Here is a 21,181-nt window from a genome sequence, read left to right on the forward strand (position 1 = left end):
GCACAAGCAGATCGACAACGGCGAAACCAAATCGGTGCTGGCGATGGAGTTCCGTACGGTCGAGGCGGCCGTGCGTGCGTCGGCGGAAAGCATCATCACGCACGGCGATCAGTGAAGCCGCCGCCCGGCACCGAAGCGTCGGACGGCCTGTCATGAAAGCCTGTCGTCAGGCGGCCCAGCCCAGCTTGTAGACGTGGATCTCGAAGGTGGGGTGCTGTTCGGCACCGATCAGCTCGGGCTTGGCGTGCCGGTAGGTCGACCGCCAATAGGGCTGGATGATCACGCCCTCGTCGCGCATGATCTGCTGGATCTGCGCCATCAGTTCGCGCCGCTGATCAGGGTCGGGAATGGCCATCGCCTGGTTGAGGAGTTGGTCGAACTCTTCACTGGCAAAGCCCGATTCGTTCCACGCCTCGCCCGACCGGTATGCCAGCGACAGGACCTGAACGCCGAGCGGACGTTGGGCCCAGTCGGTGGCGCTGTAGGGGTACTTCGTCCAGTCGTTCCAGAAGGTCGAGCCGGGCAGCACAGTACGCTTGACGTTGATGCCGGCGGCGCGGAGCTGGGCGGCCACCGCGTCGCAGGTCGGCTTGCGCCAACTGTCATCGATCGAGATCAGATCGTGTTCGAAGTCGGCCATGCCGGCTTCTTCCATGAGCGCCATAGCCGCATCGGGATCGAACTCGGCCGGGCCGATGTCCGCATATTCGGGATGGATCGGACAGACATGGTGGTTTTCAGCCACCGTGCCCAGCCCGGCATAGCCCAGCTGCAGACAGACCTGATTGTCCACGGCCAGCGCCAGCGCGCGGCGCACGCGAGCGTCGGCATAGGGTTTGACGCCATCCACTTCGGCATCCTGGTTCGGCCGGATGACAACGGTGTTGGCCGTCACCGCCTCGGATTTGGCCCAGCCGAACTGGTCCATGATCGCGACGAAATCACCGATCGATTCGTAGACCATGTCGACTTCATCGGATTCAACGGCGGCAACCACGGCGGCTTGTTCGGTGCCGTAGTCGATATATTCGATCCGGTCGAGGAAGGCGCCCTCGCCCCACCATTCATGGCCCTCGTTGCGCACCAGCACGCCACGGTCGCCGACCGCGTATTCTCCCGGAAGGTAAGGCCCGGTGCCAACCGGGTCGGCCATCGGATCGCCGCCGAAGCCGCGCGGCACGATCTGCGCCGGATAATCGGACATGCCGGCGATCAGCGTGATGTCTGGACGCGGCAGGTTCAGCCGCACAGTCAGATCGTCCACGACCTCGATGGCGCCTTCGCGCGCCTTGTTCGTGTCGGGGTCGATCAGTGCGTCGAGGCGGGCGGCCATGGAGTTGCCCTCCACGTCCTTTTCGCACCAGCGCTCGATGTTGAAGGCCACGTCCTCGGCGACGAAATCATCGCCATTGTTCCATTTGACGCCCGGACGCAGGTTCAGCACATATTCGGTCGCGTCGTCGCTGACGGTCCAGCTTTCCAGCAGCATCGGCCGGATGGTGCCGTCGCGGTTGTATTCGACCAGATATTCGAGCCAGCCGCGGGTATAGTTTGACATTTGCGGCCAATCGAATGTGCGCGGATCGCGCAAGGGTCGCACTTCGCTCTGGATGCGCAGCGTACCGCCCTGCTGTGGCGTCGCGGCGCGTGCCTTGGGAGCGGGAAGCCCGACCATCGCATAGGCGGCGGCAACGCCGACGCCCAACGCGGTGGCGCGGGCAAAGAACTCGCGGCGCGACATCGTGCCGGCCTTCGTCTCGTCAGCCGCCGAGCGGGCGGCGGGATGGATGTGTTCGGTGTGCGTTTTTGCGGGTACGCGCATGGATGCATTGCTCCTTTGGGGCAATCGAAAGGGATAGGGGGGTCAGGGATCGGTCTGCGCGTCCTGTTGTTCCGCCGGACGCTTTTTGGGCGGGTGCCTTTGGGGGGCGGCATGGTCGAAACCGGCCCTAGCTCATCCAACCATAAGGACCCGCTGCCGACTGTCAAACAGCAGGTGCGGCGGGATTTTTTCCGCACCGGAAAGACGGGGCGGACCTATTGCGCAGGTTCTGCGGTCTCCGTCCGCTTCACCCGTGCCGCACAATATTTGAACTCGGGGATCTTGCCGAACGGGTCGAGCTGCGGGTTGGTCAGAACGTTGGCCGGGCTTTCATTGAAGCAGAACGGCATGAAAACCATGCCGTCGGCCACCTCGCGATCGGCACGCAGCACAGCCTGGATGGTGCCGCGCCGGGTCTCGACCGCGATCATCTCGCCCGCCTTGAAACCGTGCCGGCCGATCTCGCGCGGGTTCATGGCGGCGATCCCCTCAGGCTCGATATCGTCGAGCACAGAGGCGCGGCGCGTCATCGCGCCGGTATGCCAGTGTTCGAGCAACCGGCCGGTGGTCAACACGAGCGGATAGTCCTCGTCGGGCACCTCGTCCGGCGGGCGCAAATCGGCAGGCACCAGCTTGCCGCGGCCGTCCGCCGTCGGGAAACCGTCGGTGAAAATGACTTCATTGCCGAACCCGCCGGGCTCGTCGACCGGATAGGTGACGCAATCCTCGGCCTGAAGACGTTCCCAGGAAATATGCTTGAGCGAAGGCATGACCGAGGCCATTTCGGCGTAGACATCGCCGACACCGGCATAGTTCCAGTCGAGCCCGATGCGGCCCGCCAGATCGACGATCAGCTCCCAATCCTGCCGCGCTTGACCCGGCGGATCGAGAGCCGGCCGGCCGATCTGCACCTGCCGGTTGGTGTTGGTGAAGGTGCCGAGCTTTTCGGCATGGGCCGACGCCGGCAGGACGACATCGGCGTGCCAGCAGGTCTCGGTCAGGAAAATGTCCTGCACGACCAGATGGTCGAGCTTGGCGAGCGCGGCGCGCGCATGGTGCTGGTCCGGATCGGACATGGCCGGGTTTTCGCCCATGATGTACATGCCGCGCACGTCGCCTGCATGGATCGCATCCATGATCTCGACGACAGTCAGCCCGCGCTTGGGGTCCAGCGACCGGCCCCAGAAATCCTCCATCGATGCGCGGATATCGGCGTTCTCGACAAGCCGATAATCGGGATACATCATCGGGATCAGGCCGGCGTCGGATGCGCCCTGCACATTGTTCTGTCCGCGCAGAGGATGAAGCCCCGTGCCCGGCCGCCCGACATGGCCGGTGATCAGCGCCAGCGCGATCAGCCCGCGCGAGTTGTCCGTGCCGTGCGTATGCTGGGAAATGCCCATGCCCCAGAAGATGATCGACCGCTCGGCCCCGGCATAGGTTCGGGCGACATCGCGCAGCATGTCGGCCGGAACGCCGCAGACTTCGCTCATGGCTTCGGGCGAAAAATCCTTCACCTTGTCCCGGAGCGCTTCAAAGCCGTCGACATTGGCCTGGATATATTGTTCGTCATAGAGCTTTTCGTCGATGATGACATGCAGCAGCGCGTTGAGCAGCGCGACATCGGAGCCCGGCGTGAACTGGACCGGGTGTGATGCGTGGCGCATCAGATCCTGCCTGCGCGGATCGATGACGATCAGCTTCCTGCCCTGCTTGGCGGCCTGCTTGAAATAGGTGGCCGCGACCGGATGGTTGGTGGTCGGCCTGGCGCCGATCACGATGATGCAGTCGGCCTTCATCGCGTCCTTGAACGGTGCCGAGACCGCACCCGAACCAACACCCTCAAGCAGCGCAGCCACGGACGAGGCGTGGCACAGCCGCGTGCAATGATCGACATTGTTGGTGCCGAAGCCCTGCCGCACCAGCTTCTGGAACAGATAAGCCTCTTCGTTCGAGCCCTTGGCGGAGCCGAAGCCGGCCAGGGCGCCGCCGCCATGTTCGTCGCGAATTGCGGCCAGGCCCGACGCGGCCCGTTCCATCGCCTCGTCCCACGACGCTTCGCGGAAGATGTCCGAGACCTGCATGAAGCGCATGTCGATGTCGCCCGCCTTGGGCGCGTCCTCGCGGCGGATGAGCGGCTTGGTCAGCCGCTCCGTGCTCATGACGTAATCATAGCCGAACCGGCCCTTGACGCAGAGCCGGTTTTCGTTGGCTGGCCCGTCGCGCCCGTCGATCTGGACGATCCGGTTGTCCTTGACGTTCACCGTGGTCTGGCAGCCGACGCCGCAGAACGGACACACCGAGTCGACCGACCTGTCGAACTCGGCGACGGCGCGGGTGCGGCCGGCTTTGTCCATCAGGGTCTTTTCGTAGAGCGCGCCGGTCGGACAGGCCTGCACGCATTCGCCGCAGGTCACACAGGTCGAAAGCCCCATCGGATCGTGAATGTCGAAGACGGGCACGGCGTGATGGCCCCGTTTGCCCATGCCGATCACGTCGTTCACCTGCACTTCCCGGCAGGCGCGCACGCACAGCCCACAGGCGATGCAACTGTCGAGATTGACGGCGATGGCCGGGTTTGTGACGTCGTGGATACCCGCGTCATGGTGGGCGTGGCCGAATTTCGACGGCAGGCGTTCCGACCCGCCAATGCCCATCTGATCGGCCCATTGCCAGAAAGCGGATTGGTCGTCCGGGCTTTCGTCCGGGGACGGCATGTCGGCCGCCAGCATCTCGAACACCATGCGGCGCGCCCGGTCGGCACGGTCGGTGCCGGTACGCACGGTCATGCCCTCGGTGGGCTTGCGGATGCATGAGGCGGCCAGGGTGCGCTCGCCCTCGATCTCCACCATGCAGGCGCGGCAATTGCCGTCCGGCCGGTAGCCGGGCTTGTCGAGATGACACAGATGCGGGATGCGGGTGCCTTGCCGTTTGGCGACGGACCAGATCGTCTCGCCCGGTTTGGCGGCGACGGATTTGCCGTCGAGTGTGAAGATGACCGGATCGCTCACGTGCGCATCTCCCGAATTCCGTCGGCCAGCAGGCGCCCGCCGAGAGCCCCGAATGCGGCGCCGAACGCCACTTCGATTCCGCGCGCGAAACGATTGTAGCTGCGTGCGGCAAGCCCGGACGAGAACAGCAATGCGTAGCTGCCATAGACGGCCATGGCCGAGATGGCGGCCAGCGGCCCGAACACGACCACCTGCCAGGCGGCAAGGCCGGACCCGAACAGGAACGTGCCAACCGCCGTCCACATGAGCGCCGCCTTCGGGTTGGTCAGCACGACCAGGAGGCCGCGGCGCCACGCGGCGCCCGCCGACAGGATCGCGCGCTGCGCCCGGATGCCGGCCGAACCGCCGCGCCAGGCCGACAGAAGGGCGCGCACGGCGAGCCAGAGCAGGTAGGCGCCGCCGGCGATCTTCATCGCGGTCAACAGCTTCGGATAGATGGTCAGCACCGCCGCAAGGCCGAATGCAACGGCAACGGCCCAGATCATCATGCCGGTCGCAACGCCCATCACGGTCATCAGCGCTGTCTTTCGCCCCTGCCCCAGGCCTGCGCTTGCAACGGCGAGAAGATTGGGCCCCGGCGCGGCCTGCGCGAGCACGACTCCCGTGAGCGTGATGAGATAGGCCTCAAACATTCTCGGTCTCCTCGGCCAGCGCCGCCATCGCCGCGCCGTCCCAGCGCAGATAGGCCTTGTTCGTATCGCGGCCGCCAAGCTGCTCATAGAGCGCCCGGGCGCGCGGATTGTCCTTGTCGACCGTCAGTTCCAGCCGCGTTGCGCCAAGCCGCTGTGCCTCAGCCGCGCAGCGGCGCATCAATGCCTCGCCAATGCCGCGGCCGCGCGCATCGGCGGCCACGTAAAGGTCCTTGATGAACATGCCGACATTGAGGTTTCCCGCCGGAAACAGCGGCACCAGCGTAGCAAAACCCAGCACATGATGATCTTCAACGGCAACAAGCATCAGCGTGTCCGCATTGGCCGAGAACCAGCGCTTGAGCTTCGGCAAAACGTCATCAGCCGGCATGGCGTCGTCGCCCTCATAATGGATGTTCTCCTCATCCATCACCCGGGCAAGCGAGGGCAGGTCAGCCTCGGTCGCAGGTCGGATATGCATCGCTCACAGATCCTCCCGGAAATGGGTCAGCAGATGGTTGACCGGGTTGGGTGCAGCCTGCCCAAGGCCGCAGATCGACGCGTCGCGCATCACCTGTTCCAACTCCCGGATCAGGCCCTCGTCCAGCGGACCCTCGCGTTCGAGCAGTTGCACCAGCTTTTCGGTGCCGCCGCGGCACGGCGTGCACTGGCCGCAGCTTTCATGGGCAAAGAACTTCATCAGGTTGAGGACGGCGTCGCGGACGTTGTCCCTGTCCGACAGGATCACAACCGCATGGCTACCGACGAAGGCGCCATGGCGGAACAGCGTGTCGCCGAAATCGAGGGGAATGTCGTCCATCGAGGCCGGCAGGATGCCGCCCGAGGCGCCGCCGGGCAGATAGGCCTTGAAGCTGTGGCCGTCGGCCATGCCGCCGCAATAATCGTCGATCAGTTCGCGCACGGTGACACCGGCCGGCGCGAGCTTGACGCCCGGCTCCCGGACGCGGCCGGACACCGACCATGAGCGCGGGCCGGGATGGCCTTCACTGCCCTGTGCGGCGAACCAGTCCGGCCCGTTTTCGACGATGTCGCGGATCCAGTGCAGCGTTTCGACATTGTGGTTGAGCGTCGGCCGGCCGAAAAGGCCCACTTCGGCGATATAGGGCGGACGGTGGCGCGGCAGGCCACGCTTGCCCTCGATCGATTCGATCATCGCCGACTCTTCGCCGCAGATATAGGCGCCGGCGCCGCGCCGCAGTTCGATGAAACCCGGTTCGCACAGGCCCGCTTCCTCGAGCGCTGCGATTTCGGTGCGCAGGATTTCCAAGACCGCCGGATATTCATCGCGCATGTAAAGATAGATGCGCTCCGCCTCGACCGTGTGCGCAGCAATCAGCGCGCCTTCCAGCGTGCGGTGCGGATCGCTCTCCAGATAGTGCCGGTCCTTGAAGGTGCCCGGCTCGCCCTCGTCGCCATTGATCGTCATCAGGCGCGGGCCGGGATAGGAGCGCACGAAACCCCACTTCTTGCCGGCGGGAAAGCCGGCGCCGCCCAGCCCTTTCAGGCTCGCATCGGACAGCGTTTCGATCAGAGTTTCGGGATCGAGGTCACCGCCACGTACCCGGTCCAAGACCTGATAGCCGCCAAATTCGAGATAGGCGTGCAGAGGGATGTAGCCGGGCATGGCGACATCGAATTCGCCGGTCTCGGCCATGCGCAGCATTTGCGCTGCGTTGGCATGATCGACCTCGCGATCGCCGATGCGGGCGGCGGGTGCGGTGGCGCAACGCCCCATGCAGGGCGCGCGCACAACGCGAATCGTCGCCGCGTCGGCATCGCCTTCAAGCTGTGCGATCAATCTCTCGCTGCCCGCCAGCATGCATGAAATCGAATCGCAGACACGGATCGTCAATGGTGCGGGTTTGTCCTCGCCTTCCCTGACCACGTCGAAATGATCGTAGAAGGACGCGACCTCGTAGACCTCCGCCTGGCTGAGACGCATTTCTTCTGCGAGCGCACGCAGATGGCGCGCTTCAAGGCAGCCGAACATGTCCTGGATGGCGTGCAAATGCTCGATCAGAAGATCGCGGCGGCGCGGCGCTTCGCCCAGCGCAGAGCGCACTTCATCCAGCGCGGCATCGTCCAGCTGTCGGCCCTTGGGCAGGTGCGACTTGCGGCGCCGGGGCACGGGCTGCATCTGATTCATGATGCCGGTTCTCCTCCAACGCGCCCAGCCTAACGAGCCGGAAACAAGACGACTTTCCCCAGAGCGTCAACCACGCGTCGTGATCGTCGCCCGGCGCGATGTCGCTATGCAAGCGCTGGAGGTCGAAGAATTGATCGTCGGCGCGCCGGGCAACGGCGACAGTGTGCGGACGGGAGAACCCCATGGACCCATTGATCAGCGACGCCGTACCAACGCCGCCCAAACGCAGCAAGCGCGGTGGACGCGCGGCCAACATGCGGCGGGGCGGCGCGGCGATTGCCCAAATGCCCTGGGAGATCCCGATCAACACGGATCGGCCGACCGAGCCGCTTCCGGCGGAAGGCGTAGAGGCGATCCATGACGGCACGATGCGCATTCTCGAAGAGGTCGGCGTCGAGTTCCTGAACATCGAAGCCGTCGAGATCTTCCGCAAGGAAGGATGCCTGATCGACAATGAGACGCCCGAGAGCGCCCGTGTCCGCTTCGGCCGCGACTACATCATGGAGAAGGTCGCGCTCGCGCCGAGCCAGTTCACGATCACGCCGCGCAATCCCGACCGGGTAATCGAGATCGGCGGCAAGCACATCGTGTTCGGCAATGTGTCATCACCACCCAACTGTTCGGACCTGGATCGCGGACGGCGGATCGGCGACCGTTCGGCCTATCGGGACTTCCTCAAGCTGACGCAGTATTTCAACTGCATCCATTTCGCCGGCGGCTATCCGGTCGAACCGATGGATCTGCACCCGTCCATCCGGCATCTGGACTGCCTCTATGACAAGCTCACGCTGACCGACAAGGTCGTGCACGCCTATTCGCTGGGCACCGAGCGGGTCGAGGATGTCATCGAGATGGTGCGGATCGCCGGCCAGCTGTCGCACGATGAATTCGACGCCAGGCCGCACATGTACACAAACATCAACTCGACCTCGCCGCTCAAGCATGACTGGCCGATGATCGACGGTTTGATGCGGCTGGCCCGGCGCGGCCAGCCGACGATCATCACCCCCTTCACGCTGGCCGGTGCGATGAGCCCGATCACGCTGGCCGGCACGGTTGCCCAGTCAATGGCCGAGTCGCTGTGCGCGGTGGCGCTGGTGCAGACGATCAATCCGGGCTGTCCTGTCGCCATCGGCACGTTCTCCTCGAACGTCGACATGAAGACCGGCGCGCCGGCGTTCGGCACGCCTGACTACATGCGCACGACGCAGATGACCGGCCAGATGGCGCGCCATTACGGCCTGCCTCTGCGCGCCTCGAATACGTGCGTTTCCAATGCGCCGGACAATCAGGCCACCTGGGAAAGCTCGAACTCGCTGTTCGCCGCGATCACGTCGGGCGTGAACGTCGTCTACCATGCCGCCGGATGGCTCGAAGGCGGGCTGTGTGCATCCTATGAGAAGTTCATCATGGATTGCGAACAGTTGCAGCAGCTCATCGCCTATATGAAACCGGTGCGGTGGGATGCCGACGAGATCGCGCTCGACGCCATCGCCGAGGTCGGCCAGGGCGGGCATTTCTTCGGCATCCAGCACACACAGGACAGGTATGAGAGCGCGTTTTATGCGCCCTTCCTGTCGGACTGGAGCAATTTCGAGAACTGGCGCGACCGCGGGTCTGTCCAGACGGCCGAGCGGGCCAACAAGGTCTGGAAGAGCATCCTGGCGGAGTTCGAACCGCCGCCGATGGACCAGGCGATCCGCGAGGAGCTGGAAGATTTCGTCGCCCGGCGCAAGCAGGAAGGCGGCGCGCCGACGGATTTCTGAATAGACGTCGGCCAATGCATCGAGGGGAGCAAAATGAAAACATCCACGCGTGTCGTCGTCATCGGGGGCGGGGTCGTCGGCTGCTCGGTGCTCTATCATCTGGCCAAGGCCGGCTGGACCGACATCATGCTGATCGAGCGCTCCGAGCTGACGTCGGGCTCGTCCTGGCATGCGGCCGGCGGGTTCCACACGCTCAATGGCGATCCGAACGTCGCCAAGCTGCAGGCCTATACGGTCGGGCTTTATGACGAACTCGAAAAGGTCTCCGGCCAGTCCTGCGGGCTGCATCTGACCGGCGGTGTGATGCTCGCCGAAAGCCCCGAGCGGATGGATTTCCTGCGCACGCTGCACGCCAAGGGCCGGCATCTGGGCATGCAGACCGAACTGATCACGCCGTCCGAAGCGAAAGCCATGTTCCCGCTGATGGACGAAAGCCAGTTCGTCGGCGCGCTGTGGGATCCGGTCGAGGGCCATCTCGACCCGTCCGGCACGACGCACGCCTATGCCAAGGCGGCGCGGACGCTTGGGGCCGAGATCGTGCTGCGCAACCCGGTCAAGGAACTGACGCAGGATGCCGACGGCACATGGAACGTGACCACCGAGCAAGGCACGGTCCGCGCCGAACATGTGGTCAATGCGGGCGGGCTCTGGGCGCGCGAAGTGGGCCGCATGGTCGGGCTCGAACTGCCGCTTCTGGCCATGGAGCACATGTACCTTCTGACCGAGGACATGCCCGAGGTGATCGCGTTCAATGAGGAGTTCGGGCGCGAATTGATCCATGCCGTCGATTTCCGGGGCGAGATCTACACCCGCCAGGAACGCAAGGGGATGCTGCTGGGCACCTATGAGCAGGCCTGCGTGCCCTGGTCGCCGGTCAACACGCCATGGGATTTCGGCCACGAACTGCTGCAACCCGACCTCGACCGGCTGGCACCGTCGCTCGAGATCGGGTTCAAGCATTTCCCGCCGTTCGAAAATGCCGGCATCAAGCAGATCATCAACGGCCCCTTCACCTTTGCGCCCGACGGCAACCCGCTGGTCGGCCCGGTGCGCGGGCTCACCAATTTCTGGTCGGCCTGCGCCGTGATGGCCGGGTTTTCTCAAGGTGGCGGCGTCGGGCTGACGCTCGCCAACTGGATGGTGGAAGGCGATCCGGGTGCCGATGTGTGGGGCATGGATGTGGCGCGCTACGGCGAATGGGCGACGCTGCGCTACACGAACGCGAAAGTGCGCGAAAACTATTCGCGGCGCTTCCGCATCCGCTACCCGAACGAGGAACTGCCCGCCGCGCGGCCCCACCAGACGACGCCCATCCACGACATTCAGGTGAACGAGAACCACGCGGTGATGGGCGACAGCTGGGCGCTTGAAACGCCGCTGTGGTATGCGCCCTCGGTCGAGGAAGCGCATGACGTGGTCAGCTTCCACCGATCCAACGATTTCGCGCATGTCGCCGCGGAGGTGAAAAACGTGCGTGAGAATGTCGGGATCACGGAAATCTCCAACTTCGCCAAGTACGAAGTCACCGGCGATGGAGCGGAGGCCTGGCTGTCTCACCTGATGACCAACACCATGCCGAAGCTCGGCCGCATGGTACTGACGCCGATGCTCAACGAATTCGGCAAGCTGATCGGCGACTTCACCATAGCGAAGCTGGGCGAAAACCGTTTCATGATCTGGGGTTCGTCGGCGGCGCAGATCTATCACATGCGCTGGTTCGAGCGGCATCTTCCCGACGACGGATCCGTCGCGGTCAAGCGGTTCGGCATGAACTTGAACGGGCTGTCGATTGCCGGCCCGAACAGCCGCAAGGTCCTGGAAAAGCTGACCGATCAGGATGTCTCCAACGAAGCCTTCCGCTTCATGGACAGCCGGCAGATGGACGTTCAGGGCTCACCCTGCATCGTCAGCCGCATCTCCTATACCGGCGATCTGGGCTACGAGATCTGGTGCGAGCCGGCCTATACGCGCAAGCTCTATCGCGACATCAAGGAGGCCGGCGCCGAATTCGGCATCAGGGATTTCGGCATGCGTGCGCTTTTGTCGATGCGGCTCGAAAAGAACTTCCCGACATGGGGTCACGAGCTTCGCCCCATTTACGGGCCGTTCGAAGGGTCGATGGACCGGTTCGTCAAATTGTCCAAGAACGACTTCATCGGCCGCGAGGCGGCGGCAAAGGAAAAGGCCGACGGGCCCAAACTGCGCCGTGTCTCGTTCATGATCGATGCCGACACCGCCGACGTGATGCATGACGAGCCGGTCTGGGCAAAGGTGGGCAACACCGATTACGGCACCGTCGGCGCGCCCGAAAAGGTTGGCCCGCGCCGATTTACCGATGACGGCACCGAACTCGACCCGCCCGGCATGGGAACGATCACCGACGGCGAATGGCGCGTTGTCGGCTGGGTGACCTCGGGCGGTTATGCCCACGGTGTCGAAAAGTCGATGGCGCAGGGCTATGTGCCCGCCGCGCTCGCCGGGCATGGCGACGAAGGCATGTTCGAGATCGAGGTGCTGGGCGTGCGCCGCCCGGCGGTCATAGCGGTCCAACCGCCCTTCGACCCCGAAGGCAAGCGGATGCGCGGTATCGCCTGATCGCCGTGTCGCTCAGCAAGCCGTCGCGGCGCCCGACCGTTCGAGCACCCGGTCGCCTTCGGCAATGCGCCCGATGGCCTGTGCGCATTCGTCGACGAGCATCGTCGACACCGGCGCGCCCTCGCCGACGATCCGGCCGATCTCCGCAAACAGCCGTTCAAAGCGGCGCCCGCGGGCCAGCCGACTGAGCTGCACGCCGTTGGCGATGCGCAACTTGTCGGCGTTCGGGCACGCAAAGTCATCGAGAAAGCCGATCCACTGGGCCGGCTGGTCGCCGGGCGATAGATCGAAGAAGGCGGCATCGACCACACCCGGCGCGGGTTCGGCGCTGTCGGCAGCGGTTCGCCAGTGCCGCGTCAGGCACAGCATCATCGCGTAGACATGGGTCGTATGGTAGGAATGAAAGAAGTGCTCGGCGGCCCGCCGGTCGCTGTCGAGCAGGTTGGACAGGCGCTCCACGTCATAGCTGCGCGAGGGAAGGAAGCCCGTTCGGCCGAAGACCTCGACCAGCAGATGCCGGCAGAAGCGAACGGTATTGCCCGGCGTGTCGGTGATCATGGCCGCGCAGGCGACAAACTCCGCCATCAGGTCCAGATCGAATTCCCAAAGGCAATCGTAGAGCGCGATTTCGATGCGCTCCAGAAGCCGGTCACGACAAATCTCGCCGGCAAGCGCTTGGGCGCCGAAGTCGGTCGCATACATGATCTCATGCGTGAAGGCGTAGCGGTCGGCGACGTTCATGTAGAGCGGGCTGATCGCCGAGGTGGCGAGCCCGGCGGCCAGACAGGTCTTCATGGGCGNTGGCGGGCACGAAACTCGGATCGGAAACGGAAAGCGCGAACACGGCATCGAACCGCGTGTCGAGATGGCCCATGCGCGTGAGCAGGACGTGTCCGATCCCGAAGGATGTGCACAGGCGCGGATTGGCGCGCAACATGAACAGATGACGTTCCGACCGCACGATCTTTGCGGCCTCGGCGACCAGATCGGCGAATGCAGCGCCCTTTGCAAGCTGCGGCATGTACCGGTCGACCACATAGAGCAGCAGAACCGTCTCGGCGGCGATCTTGTCGAGCGGATGGATGATCTGCTGCGACCCATCATCGTCCGGCAGAAGGTCGGGCCGCGCCGCGACAAGGCGGAGTGGCGCAACCGTGGCGGCAAGCACCGCGCCGACCATCTCGTGCGGTGCGGAGCCGGCTGCCATGCGCGCCGTTGCTGTCGCGCCGGGACGCGCAGGCGCTTTGCCCGCCCCGGTCGCAATGGTGGACATCGCCGTCGCGCCGTCGATCAGCGATTGACCGGCGTATCGATCGCGTCGCGCGCGATCAGTTTCGTCTTGCCCGAAGTCACCAGGACATATTCCGACCAGGCAATGACGTTGTCCTGGAGCGGACCCGACGGATCGATCACCCCGATGCCTTGCGGCTCCAACAAGTCGCGGATCGGCATGTCCAGATTGATCGCCTTCTTGTTGTGAAGTTCTGTGGCAAGCTTTTGCACATCTGTAATGGTCGGCATGACTTTCTCCAATACTTAGCAATAAACAATCATTACTTTATCATTTTGAACGTGAATCATCAAATCATATCTAGACTCAACGAGTCTTATTGAATCACAAGTAGAATCCCATTCTGATACGATCTTTTATTTCAAGGTGAAATGTTCCGTGACAGACGGCGCATCGCCCTTGCAGGGCGACACGCACGCCGGTCGCCACCGGCAACCGGAGCAAAGAGCACCGGAGACTATCGGGTGTTCAATGGGCGACGTCGTCGGGCCCGACCGGACATCGAGATGTCGCGTCAGGCGCTCTTTTTCATGTCGGGGTGCATCGTCGCGCCCAATATGTGCTCCGAACGGCCGATCACCTGCGCCGAATGGCCGACGATCAGCGGATCGGGACCGCGCACGATCCGGCGGTCCTTCTTGGGATAAGGCAGGCTCGACAGGAAATGCTGCATCGTGTTGACGCGCGCCCGCTTCTTGTCGTTCGACTTGACCACCGTCCACGGCGCGTCGGCCGTGTCGGTGTAGAAGAACATCGCTTCCTTGGCTTCGGTGTAGTCATCCCACTTGTCCAGCGAAGCCTTGTCGATCGGCGACAGTTTCCACTGCTTGAGCGGGTCCTTGCCGCGCGACTGGAAGCGGCGCAGCTGTTCTTCGCGCGTGACCGAAAACCAGAACTTGAACAGGCGAATGCCCGAGCGCACCAGCATGCGCTCGAAGTCCGGCGTCTGCCGCATGAATTCGAGATAGTCGTTGGGCGAGCAGAAGCCCATGACGCGCTCGACACCGGCGCGATTGTACCAGGACCGGTCGAACAGGACGATCTCGCCACCCGCAGGCAAATGTTCGACATAGCGCTGGAAATACCATTGCGTGCTTTCGCGTTCGGACGGTTTTTCCAATGCCACCACGCGCGCGCCGCGCGGGTTCAGATGCTCCATGAAGCGCTTGATCGTGCCGCCCTTGCCGGCCGCATCGCGGCCCTCGAACAGGATCACGACCTTCTGGCCGGTGTCCTTGACCCATTCCTGGACCTTGAGCAGTTCCACCTGCAGTTCGGCCTTGTGCTTCTCGTAGGCCGAGCGCCGCATCTTGGTGCGATAGGGGTATTCGCCGCTTTCGAATGCATGCGCGATCGCCTGGGGATCGTTGCGCATTTCGGCAATGGTGGCGGGCCGGCCGGCGTCCAGGCTGGCGTCGCCGGCAATCGTGTCCTGTTCAATCATTTGCGTATCCTGTTCAAAAGCGGAAAGATCAACTGGCAATATCGCCTCATCTCACGCCTTTTTGTGATGCGCCGCAATGCGACTTGCGCCATATGACGAAAGGTCATTGCGAAGCGGCGTCACACCAGTGACATACGAGTCTGATTCTGCGAGGCATCTGAAACCGGTGGTACCGACCATGAACGAGCCTCGACGGTTCCGGACACTGTTCTTGTCCGACATTCATCTGGGAACGCGTGGTTGCCAGGCAGAAATGCTGATCGACTTTCTGCGCGAACACGATGCGGACCGCATCTATCTGGTCGGCGACATTTTCGACGGCTGGCGCCTCAAGAAGGGCTGGTACTGGCCGCAATCGCACAATGATGCCGTGCAGAAGCTGCTGCGCAAGGCGCGCAAGGGCACCGAGATCATCTACATTCCCGGAAATCATGACGAGGTCATGCGCTCCTATCTGGGCTCTCATTTCGGCGGAATCGAAGTGCGCGACCGGGACGTCTATGAAGCTGCGGACGGAACGCGCTATCTGGTCATCCATGGCGACCAGTTCGACATGGTTGTCGTGCATGCCAAATGGCTCGCTCATGTTGGCGACGGGGCCTACACGCTCGCGCTGTGGCTCAATGGCTGGATGAACTGGCTCAAGCGGCTTTGGGGCGGCCAGTACTGGTCGCTGTCCAAATGGCTCAAGCTGAAGGTCAAGCAGGCCGTCAACTTCATCGGCGCATTCGAGGAGACGCTTTCGGGGGAGGCCCGGCGCGCCGGCGTTCAAGGCGTTATCTGCGGCCATATCCACCACGCAACGATCAAGCACGACAATGGCATTCGCTACATCAATACGGGCGACTGGGTGGAAAGCTGCACGGCGATCGCCGAGACCGATCAGGGCGAGATGGTGCTGATCGACTGGGCCGCCATCAGCCGCTCGCGGCACAAGGGGCGGGTCGTCGATCTGGGCGCCGCCAAGAAAAGCAGAAAGGCCGCCGGCGCCAAGACGAAAGCCGCCTGATCCTTGGCAGATGCGGCATTTCCTCTAAAACGACTCTCATCCGAACACTGACAGGGCCATGACCATGGGTTCGCCTTCCGCCACGCCGACGGTCCGCACGCAGCTTGGCGGCGCCGTGCAACAGAACAGCGCGTTTTCCGTAACGGGTGTTCTGGAGCGTGCTTTCGCTCAGACCTTCACCGGGCTCGTCTACCCGCAAATCTGGGAAGACCCGGTCGTCGACATGGATGCGCTCGAGATCGGACCGGACGATGCGATCGTCGCGATTGCATCGGGCGGCTGCAATGTGATGAGCTATCTGACGGCCAACCCGGCTTCGGTCGAAGCGGTCGACCTGTCGCCGGCCCACGTCGCGCTCAATCGGCTGAAATATGCGGCGCCAAGGCTTCTGCCCGACCATGCAGCGTTCTTTCAATTGTTTGGCCGTGCCGACGTGGCGGGCAATGCAGCGCTGTTCGACGATTATCTCGCGCCGCATCTCGATGTGGCGACCGTCGATCACTGGAACGGCCGCAAGGGTATTGTCGGGCGCCGGATCGAGATGTTCGAACAGGGTTTCTACCGGTTCGGCGCGCTCGGCCTGTTCATCGGATGGGCGCACAGGATCGCACGGCTGAAGGGTATCGATTTCTCCCGGTTCATGGCGTGCCGCGACATCGAAGAGCAGACGCGCTTCTTCGAAGACAAGGTCAAGCCGGCGATCGACAGCCGCTTCATCAAATGGGTGACGCGCAACCGGGCATCCTTGTTCGGCCTCGGCATCCCGCCGCAGCAATATGAGGCGCTGGCGGGCGCCGCCGACGGTGACATGCATGCGGTTCTCACCGAGCGGACGCGAACGCTGATGTGCGGTTTTCCGCTGTCGGAGAACTATTTTGCCTGGGCTGCCTTCAATCGCGGCTATGACCCGTCCGGCGAAGGCCCGCTGCCGCCCTATCTGCAGCGGGACAATTTCGAGACGGTGCGCGCCAACGCGCACAAGGCATCGATCCGTAACCGGACGCTGACCGATTTCCTGCGCAGCCAACCCGGTGCGTCGAAGGACTGCTATGTGCTGCTCGACGCGCAGGACTGGATGACCGACGCGCAACTGAACGATCTTTGGGCCCAGATCACGCGCACTGCGCGCGCCGGCGCTCGCGTCATCTTCCGCACCGCCGGTGTCGAGACAATCCTGCCCGGCCGGGTGTCGGACAGCGTGCTCGGCCGGTGGCGCTATCATGAAGAGCGTTCCCGCAAGCTGCACGACCGGGATCGCTCGGCGATCTATGGCGGCTTTCACCTCTATACGCTGGAAGGTTGACCATGGCCGATGCGGCAGACACCCATTCGGGGCTGATGGATGCGATTTACCGTAACCAGCGGCACATTTACGATCTGACGCGCAAATACTATCTGCTCGGCCGCGACCGCATGATCGAGGACCTCGATGTTCCGCCCGGCGGCACGGTGCTCGAAGTCGCGTGCGGCACCGGCCGCAATCTCGTCCACGCCGCACGCCGCTATCCCGACGCCCGGTTTCATGGCTTCGACATCTCGTCCGAGATGCTCAAATCGGCGCAATCGACGGTGTCGAGGAAAGGCCTTGACGACCGGATCGCGCTCGCGCGCGGCGACGCCGCCGATTTCGATCCCGAAGCCCTGTTCGGCATCGCCCGGTTCGATCGCGTCTTCATCTCCTACTCGGTGTCGATGATCCCGGTATGGAAGGAAGCGATCGCCCACGCCGCCACGGTTCTCGAGCCGGGCGGAGAACTGCATGTGGTCGACTTCGGCGAACAGACCGGCCTGCCCGGCTGGTTCCGAACCGCGCTCCGCGCATGGCTGGCGAAGTTTCACGTCGCGCCGCGCGGCGATCTCGAGCCGGTCATGAAAGACGTGGCCGACAGCCATGGCGGCCAACTCGCCTTCACATCGCTCTATCGCGATTACGCCCGATATGGTCGCATGACGATGTCGGCTGCGCCTGCGTGAGCGCGCGGGCCGATTGGCGATTGCATTGATATAAAGACTTCCTTATGTGGTTATGCGATCGACACCATTAGGACCACGCGCATGACTGCCGACAATCCGCTTGCCGCCCTGATCGCCGAAAAGGGCGTGCTGCTCGCCGACGGCGCGACGGGCACGAACCTGTTCGCCATGGGTCTTGAGTCGGGCGATGCTCCGGAACTGTGGAACACCGACGCCCCCGAAAAGATCACGGCGCTGCATCAGGGGTTCGTCGATGCGGGCTCGGACATCATCCTGACCAACTCGTTCGGCGGCACGCGGCACCGGCTGAAGCTGCATCACGCGCAGGACCGCGTGTTCGAACTCAACAAGGCCGCCGCCGAGATCGCCTGCAAGGTCGCCGCTTCGGCACCGCGCCGGGTGCTGGTCGCCGGTTCGGTCGGGCCGACCGGAGAACTGCTGGTACCGCTTGGCGCGCTGACCTTCGATGACGCCGTCGCTGCGTTTCGCGAGCAGATCGCGGGGCTGAAGGCCGGCGGCGCCGAAGTCATCTGGATCGAGACCATGTCGGCGCCCGAGGAGATGCGCGCCGCCGCCGAAGCGGCCGTCGCCGAAGACATGCCCTACACCTGCACCGTCTCGTTCGACACGGCGGGCAAATCGATGATGGGCCTTCATCCGAAGAATGTCGCCCATGTGTTCGATGCGGTGTCGGACAAGCCGGCGGCCGTCGGTGCCAATTGCGGCGTCGGCGCGTCGGACATTCTGTCGTCACTGCTCGACATGCGCGCCGGCGCGCCCGATGCGACCATCATCGTCAAGGGCAATTGCGGCATCCCCGAATTTCAGGGCGAGAACATCGTCTATTCGGGCACGCCGGACCTGATGGCGGACTATGTGCGGCTGGCGATCGATGGCGGCGCGCAGGTGATCGGCGGTTGCTGCGGCACCTCGTTCGAGCATCTCAAGGCAATGCGCCAGGCGCTCGACACGCACCAGAAGGCCGAACCGCCGACGCTGGAGACGATCGCGGAACGGATCGGCCCGCTGGTCAACAGTCCCGCTGCCGATGGCGACACGGCGCCGAAGCGCGAACGACGCAGCCGGCGGCGGGGTTAATTCACGGCACGCTTGCCATCGCTAGCGTTATCGGATGCTTCAGGGTGGCTGGAAAAAGCGCTGTTGAGAATTCTGGCCACGAGTTCTTGAGACGCATCCTCGCTGCCCACAACGATCTGCGGTCGTGGCTGATCTTTTGGCCAGATCTTGGCCAGGTCTTCAGCAAGGAACTCTATCTCTTCGACATCACAATGAGATGATCCCCGAAACTCACGGACAAACAGGTTGAGGGCCTCGTTTAACAACAAACGACCTTCACTCTGCCGAACAAGATCTGCAGCCTGCTTCTTTTTGGAACCACGAAATGAGCGGAAATTTGTCCGCCATTTCGCCACTTCCTTTCGGCGCTGAGATTCTGACACGATCGGCAACTCCACCACGCAACTGTCTTCTGGCAAAGCACTGTCTTCAAGTGGAGACATGGTACTTGTCCTTTCAATTTCCAACATTCAGGTTAACGCCGAGTTTCTCGATCATCGACTTTGCATTATCGAGGTTCTCTTCTGAACGACCCTTGCCGTAGCGCCCTGACTTAGCGTTGATCACCCAGTGCCACCCCAACGAATCGTCGCCGTCCAACAGCAGCTCACCGCCGATACGCGCCCAATCACACCCTACCAACGCCGGGTGCCCGATCTTCTCATGCCGCAAGCTATCAGGGCTAAAGCGTTGACTTGCAAACCGCTCTACCGCCGAATAGTCATTTGCACCGACCTCGTGAAACCCGGGCAGCGTCTCTTCTATGCCCAGATAACAATCACCAACGCGGTCGATGACCCACAGAATCGTCGCCTGCGTAAAGAAAAGCCGAAGAAACTCGTTGTCGAGCGCATCTCGCATCGCAGTTCCAAGCCTTTTTGAACGCTCATCGCCTAACCGGCAAACCGTACTAAGGCCTAGCTCACCCTCATGGGGCCTGACGGCTGGACCCGGTCGCCACGACGACCTTTCAGGCGGACGAACAACGCCGAAGCGATCATCAAGTNGCAATTTACTTCATCCAGGCCAACAAGAGCCTGCAAAACCAATCCTTTGATCGCCGCGCTCGGCCTAAACACCCGAGCCGATCGTCTCCACATCCTGATCTCGGCCGCCGCCGTGCAAGTCGAGCCATTCGCGGTCGATGTCCGGCAGATCCTTGTCGTCGATCGCGGCCTCGAAGGATTGCAGGCGCTTGTAGATCGACAGCAGTTCGACGATCGTCGTCCAGGAATTGACCAGATACTGGAACGAGTTCGAGACCTGATTGAAGGCAGTCAGGATCTGCTGCAGCACACCGAACGTGAAGCCCGTGGCCGCTCCGCCGATGATGGTCGGAATCAGCAGGATGTAGACGAAAATGTTGTCGGCCTGCAGGTACATGAACCGGAAAATGTTGAAATACATATATTCCAGGTACAGCCGGAAATAATTGCGGCGCACGTCGCCGAACAGTTCGCGCACGGTCGGCGGCTGGGCACGCTCCTCGCGATCCTCGCCGTAGACCAGCTCTTTTCGATAGGCCGCCTCGACGCGCTGGTTCTTGAATTCAAGGCCCGGCAGCCGGATGCCCGCCAGCGCCAGAACGCCGGTCCCGAGCACGGACCAGACGATGGCAGCCGTGAAAAGCGGAGCGGGAATGGCGCCGACGATGGGCAGTTCTGAGACGAACTCGGAGAGGCCCCAGAGCACCGGCAGGAAGGCGATCAGCGTCATCACGGCGTCAACCGCGGACACGCCGAGGCCCTCCATGATGCCGGCGAAGCGCATCGTGTCCTCCTGAACACGCTGGGACGCGCCCTCAATGTGCCGCACCTGCTTCCAGCGGGCCATGTAGTAGTCGTTCATCGCGGTGCGCCAGCGGAAGATCCAGTGGCTGACGAAGAAGCGGAACACGACGATGATAGCGATGAACAGGAATGCGAGTTGGGCAAAGACGAGGATGAGCTCGAACAGATCGGCCTGCGTGATCGTGGACCCCTCGGTCAAGGCGTCCTGAACGCCGTCGAAGAAAGGCCGGCGCCAATTGTTGATGGCGACCGATACCTGCACGTTGAAATAGGTGACGAACAGGATCAGCGCCGAGCCGAGAATCGACCAGAGCTCCCAGGGGTGCTTGGCGCGGCGATGCCAGAAGGCAAAAAAGGCCGCAACAAAGATGATGTAGTAGACGTAGAACCAGAGGAACTCGGGGGTGGTGAAGTGACCAAGGCCGATGACCGGTTCCGCTTCCGGGTTCGGCGTCCCCAAACCGATCAGGGCGCCCCACTGGCTGCCGCCCGCATACCAGATGATCATGGCGACTGCGGTCCAAATCAAGGAGGATAGGAAAAAGAGCCTGGGCTGCGGAAAGAAGGATTTGAACAAGGGCGAACGCCTCTCGGAATGTCAGTCGG

The 21,181-nt window shown here is 63.1% G+C and carries 18 protein-coding genes; 6 read left to right on the top strand and 12 right to left on the bottom strand.

Annotated elements, in window-relative coordinates; genetic code table 11:
• Nucleotides 1-166 precede the first annotated feature (166 nt).
• From DEM25_RS09455 to DEM25_RS09475, 5 genes are all read right to left on the bottom strand, one after another.
• Nucleotides 167-1,822 (bottom strand): ABC transporter substrate-binding protein, encoded by a 1,656-nt coding sequence (locus tag DEM25_RS09455; RefSeq protein WP_196780340.1) that lies wholly within the window; start codon nucleotides 1,820-1,822, stop codon nucleotides 167-169.
• A gap of 215 nt (nucleotides 1,823-2,037) precedes the next feature.
• Nucleotides 2,038-4,833, bottom strand: a complete 2,796-nt coding sequence (fdhF, locus tag DEM25_RS09460; RefSeq protein ID WP_109766587.1) for a formate dehydrogenase subunit alpha — start codon at nucleotides 4,831-4,833, stop codon at nucleotides 2,038-2,040.
• Complete coding sequence (locus tag DEM25_RS09465; protein ID WP_109766586.1) at nucleotides 4,830-5,465, bottom strand: LysE family translocator; 636 nt, start codon at nucleotides 5,463-5,465, stop codon at nucleotides 4,830-4,832. Before DEM25_RS09465 ends, fdhF begins: the two co-directional genes overlap by 4 nt.
• Nucleotides 5,458-5,943, bottom strand: coding sequence for a GNAT family N-acetyltransferase (locus tag DEM25_RS09470; RefSeq protein ID WP_109766585.1), 486 nt, complete (start codon nucleotides 5,941-5,943; stop codon nucleotides 5,458-5,460). Before DEM25_RS09470 ends, DEM25_RS09465 begins: the two co-directional genes overlap by 8 nt.
• Nucleotides 5,944-5,946: 3 nt before the next feature.
• On the bottom strand, nucleotides 5,947-7,629 hold the full coding sequence (locus tag DEM25_RS09475; RefSeq protein ID WP_109766584.1) for an NADH-ubiquinone oxidoreductase-F iron-sulfur binding region domain-containing protein: 1,683 nt from the start codon (nucleotides 7,627-7,629) through the stop codon (nucleotides 5,947-5,949).
• A gap of 182 nt (nucleotides 7,630-7,811) precedes the next feature.
• Here DEM25_RS09475 and DEM25_RS09480 point away from each other — a divergent pair, with 182 nt between their 5' ends.
• Both DEM25_RS09480 and DEM25_RS09485 read left to right on the top strand, forming a co-directional pair.
• A complete protein-coding gene (locus DEM25_RS09480; protein ID WP_109766583.1) occupies nucleotides 7,812-9,395 on the top strand; it encodes a trimethylamine methyltransferase family protein in 1,584 nt (527 codons plus the stop codon).
• 33 nt (nucleotides 9,396-9,428) lie between these two features.
• Nucleotides 9,429-11,990 (top strand): GcvT family protein, encoded by a 2,562-nt coding sequence (locus DEM25_RS09485; protein ID WP_109766582.1) that lies wholly within the window; start codon nucleotides 9,429-9,431, stop codon nucleotides 11,988-11,990.
• Nucleotides 11,991-12,002: 12 nt separating this feature from the next.
• Here the strand turns inward: DEM25_RS09485 and DEM25_RS09490 are convergent, their stop codons facing one another.
• From DEM25_RS09490 to ppk2, 4 genes are all read right to left on the bottom strand, one after another.
• Nucleotides 12,003-12,785, bottom strand: coding sequence for a DUF6895 family protein (locus tag DEM25_RS09490; RefSeq protein WP_147393297.1), 783 nt, complete (start codon nucleotides 12,783-12,785; stop codon nucleotides 12,003-12,005).
• Entirely contained in the window at nucleotides 12,697-13,263 is a 567-nt protein-coding gene (locus DEM25_RS18510; RefSeq protein ID WP_120222699.1) for a DUF6895 family protein, read from the bottom strand. The genes DEM25_RS09490 and DEM25_RS18510 overlap by 89 nt, the downstream gene beginning before the upstream one ends.
• Before the next feature lie 17 nt (nucleotides 13,264-13,280).
• The gene (locus tag DEM25_RS09500) at nucleotides 13,281-13,511 is read right to left on the bottom strand and encodes a hypothetical protein (protein WP_109766580.1); all 231 of its coding nucleotides are present in this window, start codon (nucleotides 13,509-13,511) and stop codon (nucleotides 13,281-13,283) included.
• A 284-nt stretch (nucleotides 13,512-13,795) separates the two neighbouring features.
• The gene (gene ppk2, locus DEM25_RS09505; RefSeq protein ID WP_109766579.1) at nucleotides 13,796-14,725 is read right to left on the bottom strand and encodes a polyphosphate kinase 2; all 930 of its coding nucleotides are present in this window, start codon (nucleotides 14,723-14,725) and stop codon (nucleotides 13,796-13,798) included.
• 178 nt (nucleotides 14,726-14,903) lie between these two features.
• Here ppk2 and DEM25_RS09510 point away from each other — a divergent pair, with 178 nt between their 5' ends.
• The 4 genes from DEM25_RS09510 to bmt all read left to right on the top strand — a co-directional run bounded on the left by DEM25_RS09510 (nucleotide 14,904) and on the right by bmt (nucleotide 18,806).
• Nucleotides 14,904-15,734 carry a UDP-2,3-diacylglucosamine diphosphatase gene (locus tag DEM25_RS09510; RefSeq protein ID WP_109766578.1) on the top strand — a complete coding sequence of 277 codons (831 nt, stop codon included), beginning with the start codon at nucleotides 14,904-14,906 and terminating at the stop codon, nucleotides 15,732-15,734.
• Between the two features lie 58 nt (nucleotides 15,735-15,792).
• Nucleotides 15,793-17,037: a BtaA family protein gene (locus DEM25_RS09515; RefSeq protein WP_196780341.1), complete on the top strand. Its 1,245-nt coding sequence runs from the start codon at nucleotides 15,793-15,795 to the stop codon at nucleotides 17,035-17,037.
• Between the two features lie 2 nt (nucleotides 17,038-17,039).
• The gene (locus DEM25_RS09520; RefSeq protein WP_109766577.1) at nucleotides 17,040-17,708 is read left to right on the top strand and encodes a class I SAM-dependent methyltransferase; all 669 of its coding nucleotides are present in this window, start codon (nucleotides 17,040-17,042) and stop codon (nucleotides 17,706-17,708) included.
• 81 nt (nucleotides 17,709-17,789) lie between these two features.
• A complete protein-coding gene (bmt, locus tag DEM25_RS09525) occupies nucleotides 17,790-18,806 on the top strand; it encodes a betaine--homocysteine S-methyltransferase (protein ID WP_109766576.1) in 1,017 nt (338 codons plus the stop codon).
• Here bmt and DEM25_RS17605 read toward each other — a convergent pair.
• The 3 genes from DEM25_RS17605 to sbmA all read right to left on the bottom strand — a co-directional run bounded on the left by DEM25_RS17605 (nucleotide 18,803) and on the right by sbmA (nucleotide 21,152).
• Nucleotides 18,803-19,228, bottom strand: coding sequence for a hypothetical protein (locus tag DEM25_RS17605; RefSeq protein ID WP_147393298.1), 426 nt, complete (start codon nucleotides 19,226-19,228; stop codon nucleotides 18,803-18,805). The two genes, bmt and DEM25_RS17605, sit on opposite strands and share 4 nt — an antisense overlap.
• Before the next feature lie 13 nt (nucleotides 19,229-19,241).
• Nucleotides 19,242-19,646, bottom strand: a complete 405-nt coding sequence (locus DEM25_RS09530) for a hypothetical protein (protein WP_120222700.1) — start codon at nucleotides 19,644-19,646, stop codon at nucleotides 19,242-19,244.
• 210 nt (nucleotides 19,647-19,856) lie between these two features.
• Nucleotides 19,857-21,152, bottom strand: coding sequence for a peptide antibiotic transporter SbmA (sbmA, locus tag DEM25_RS09535; RefSeq protein WP_109766573.1), 1,296 nt, complete (start codon nucleotides 21,150-21,152; stop codon nucleotides 19,857-19,859).
• Nucleotides 21,153-21,181: the final 29 nt, after the last annotated feature.

Source organism: Oceaniradius stylonematis (assembly GCF_003149475.2).
GTDB classification, from domain to species: domain Bacteria; phylum Pseudomonadota; class Alphaproteobacteria; order Rhizobiales; family Rhizobiaceae; genus Roseitalea; species Roseitalea stylonematis.

Bases quoted from the DNA above. Each gene is read 5' to 3' on its own strand.
- DEM25_RS09480 (WP_109766583.1), top strand. From the start codon at position 7,812: ATGGACCCATTGATCAGCGACGCCGTACCAACGCCGCCCAAACGCAGC.
- DEM25_RS09475 (WP_109766584.1), bottom strand. From the start codon at position 7,629: ATGAATCAGATGCAGCCCGTGCCCCGGCGCCGCAAGTCGCACCTGCCC.
- DEM25_RS09455 (WP_196780340.1), bottom strand. From the start codon at position 1,822: ATGCGCGTACCCGCAAAAACGCACACCGAACACATCCATCCCGCCGCC.
- bmt (WP_109766576.1), top strand. From the start codon at position 17,790: ATGACTGCCGACAATCCGCTTGCCGCCCTGATCGCCGAAAAGGGCGTG.
- DEM25_RS09465 (WP_109766586.1), bottom strand. From the start codon at position 5,465: ATGTTTGAGGCCTATCTCATCACGCTCACGGGAGTCGTGCTCGCGCAG.
- DEM25_RS09515 (WP_196780341.1), top strand. From the start codon at position 15,793: ATGACCATGGGTTCGCCTTCCGCCACGCCGACGGTCCGCACGCAGCTT.
- DEM25_RS09520 (WP_109766577.1), top strand. From the start codon at position 17,040: ATGGCCGATGCGGCAGACACCCATTCGGGGCTGATGGATGCGATTTAC.
- DEM25_RS09490 (WP_147393297.1), bottom strand. From the start codon at position 12,785: ATGAAGACCTGTCTGGCCGCCGGGCTCGCCACCTCGGCGATCAGCCCG.
- DEM25_RS09485 (WP_109766582.1), top strand. From the start codon at position 9,429: ATGAAAACATCCACGCGTGTCGTCGTCATCGGGGGCGGGGTCGTCGGC.
- DEM25_RS09510 (WP_109766578.1), top strand. From the start codon at position 14,904: ATGAACGAGCCTCGACGGTTCCGGACACTGTTCTTGTCCGACATTCAT.
- ppk2 (WP_109766579.1), bottom strand. From the start codon at position 14,725: ATGATTGAACAGGACACGATTGCCGGCGACGCCAGCCTGGACGCCGGC.
- DEM25_RS09500 (WP_109766580.1), bottom strand. From the start codon at position 13,511: ATGCCGACCATTACAGATGTGCAAAAGCTTGCCACAGAACTTCACAAC.
- DEM25_RS17605 (WP_147393298.1), bottom strand. From the start codon at position 19,228: ATGTCTCCACTTGAAGACAGTGCTTTGCCAGAAGACAGTTGCGTGGTG.
- DEM25_RS09530 (WP_120222700.1), bottom strand. From the start codon at position 19,646: ATGCGAGATGCGCTCGACAACGAGTTTCTTCGGCTTTTCTTTACGCAG.
- DEM25_RS09470 (WP_109766585.1), bottom strand. From the start codon at position 5,943: ATGCATATCCGACCTGCGACCGAGGCTGACCTGCCCTCGCTTGCCCGG.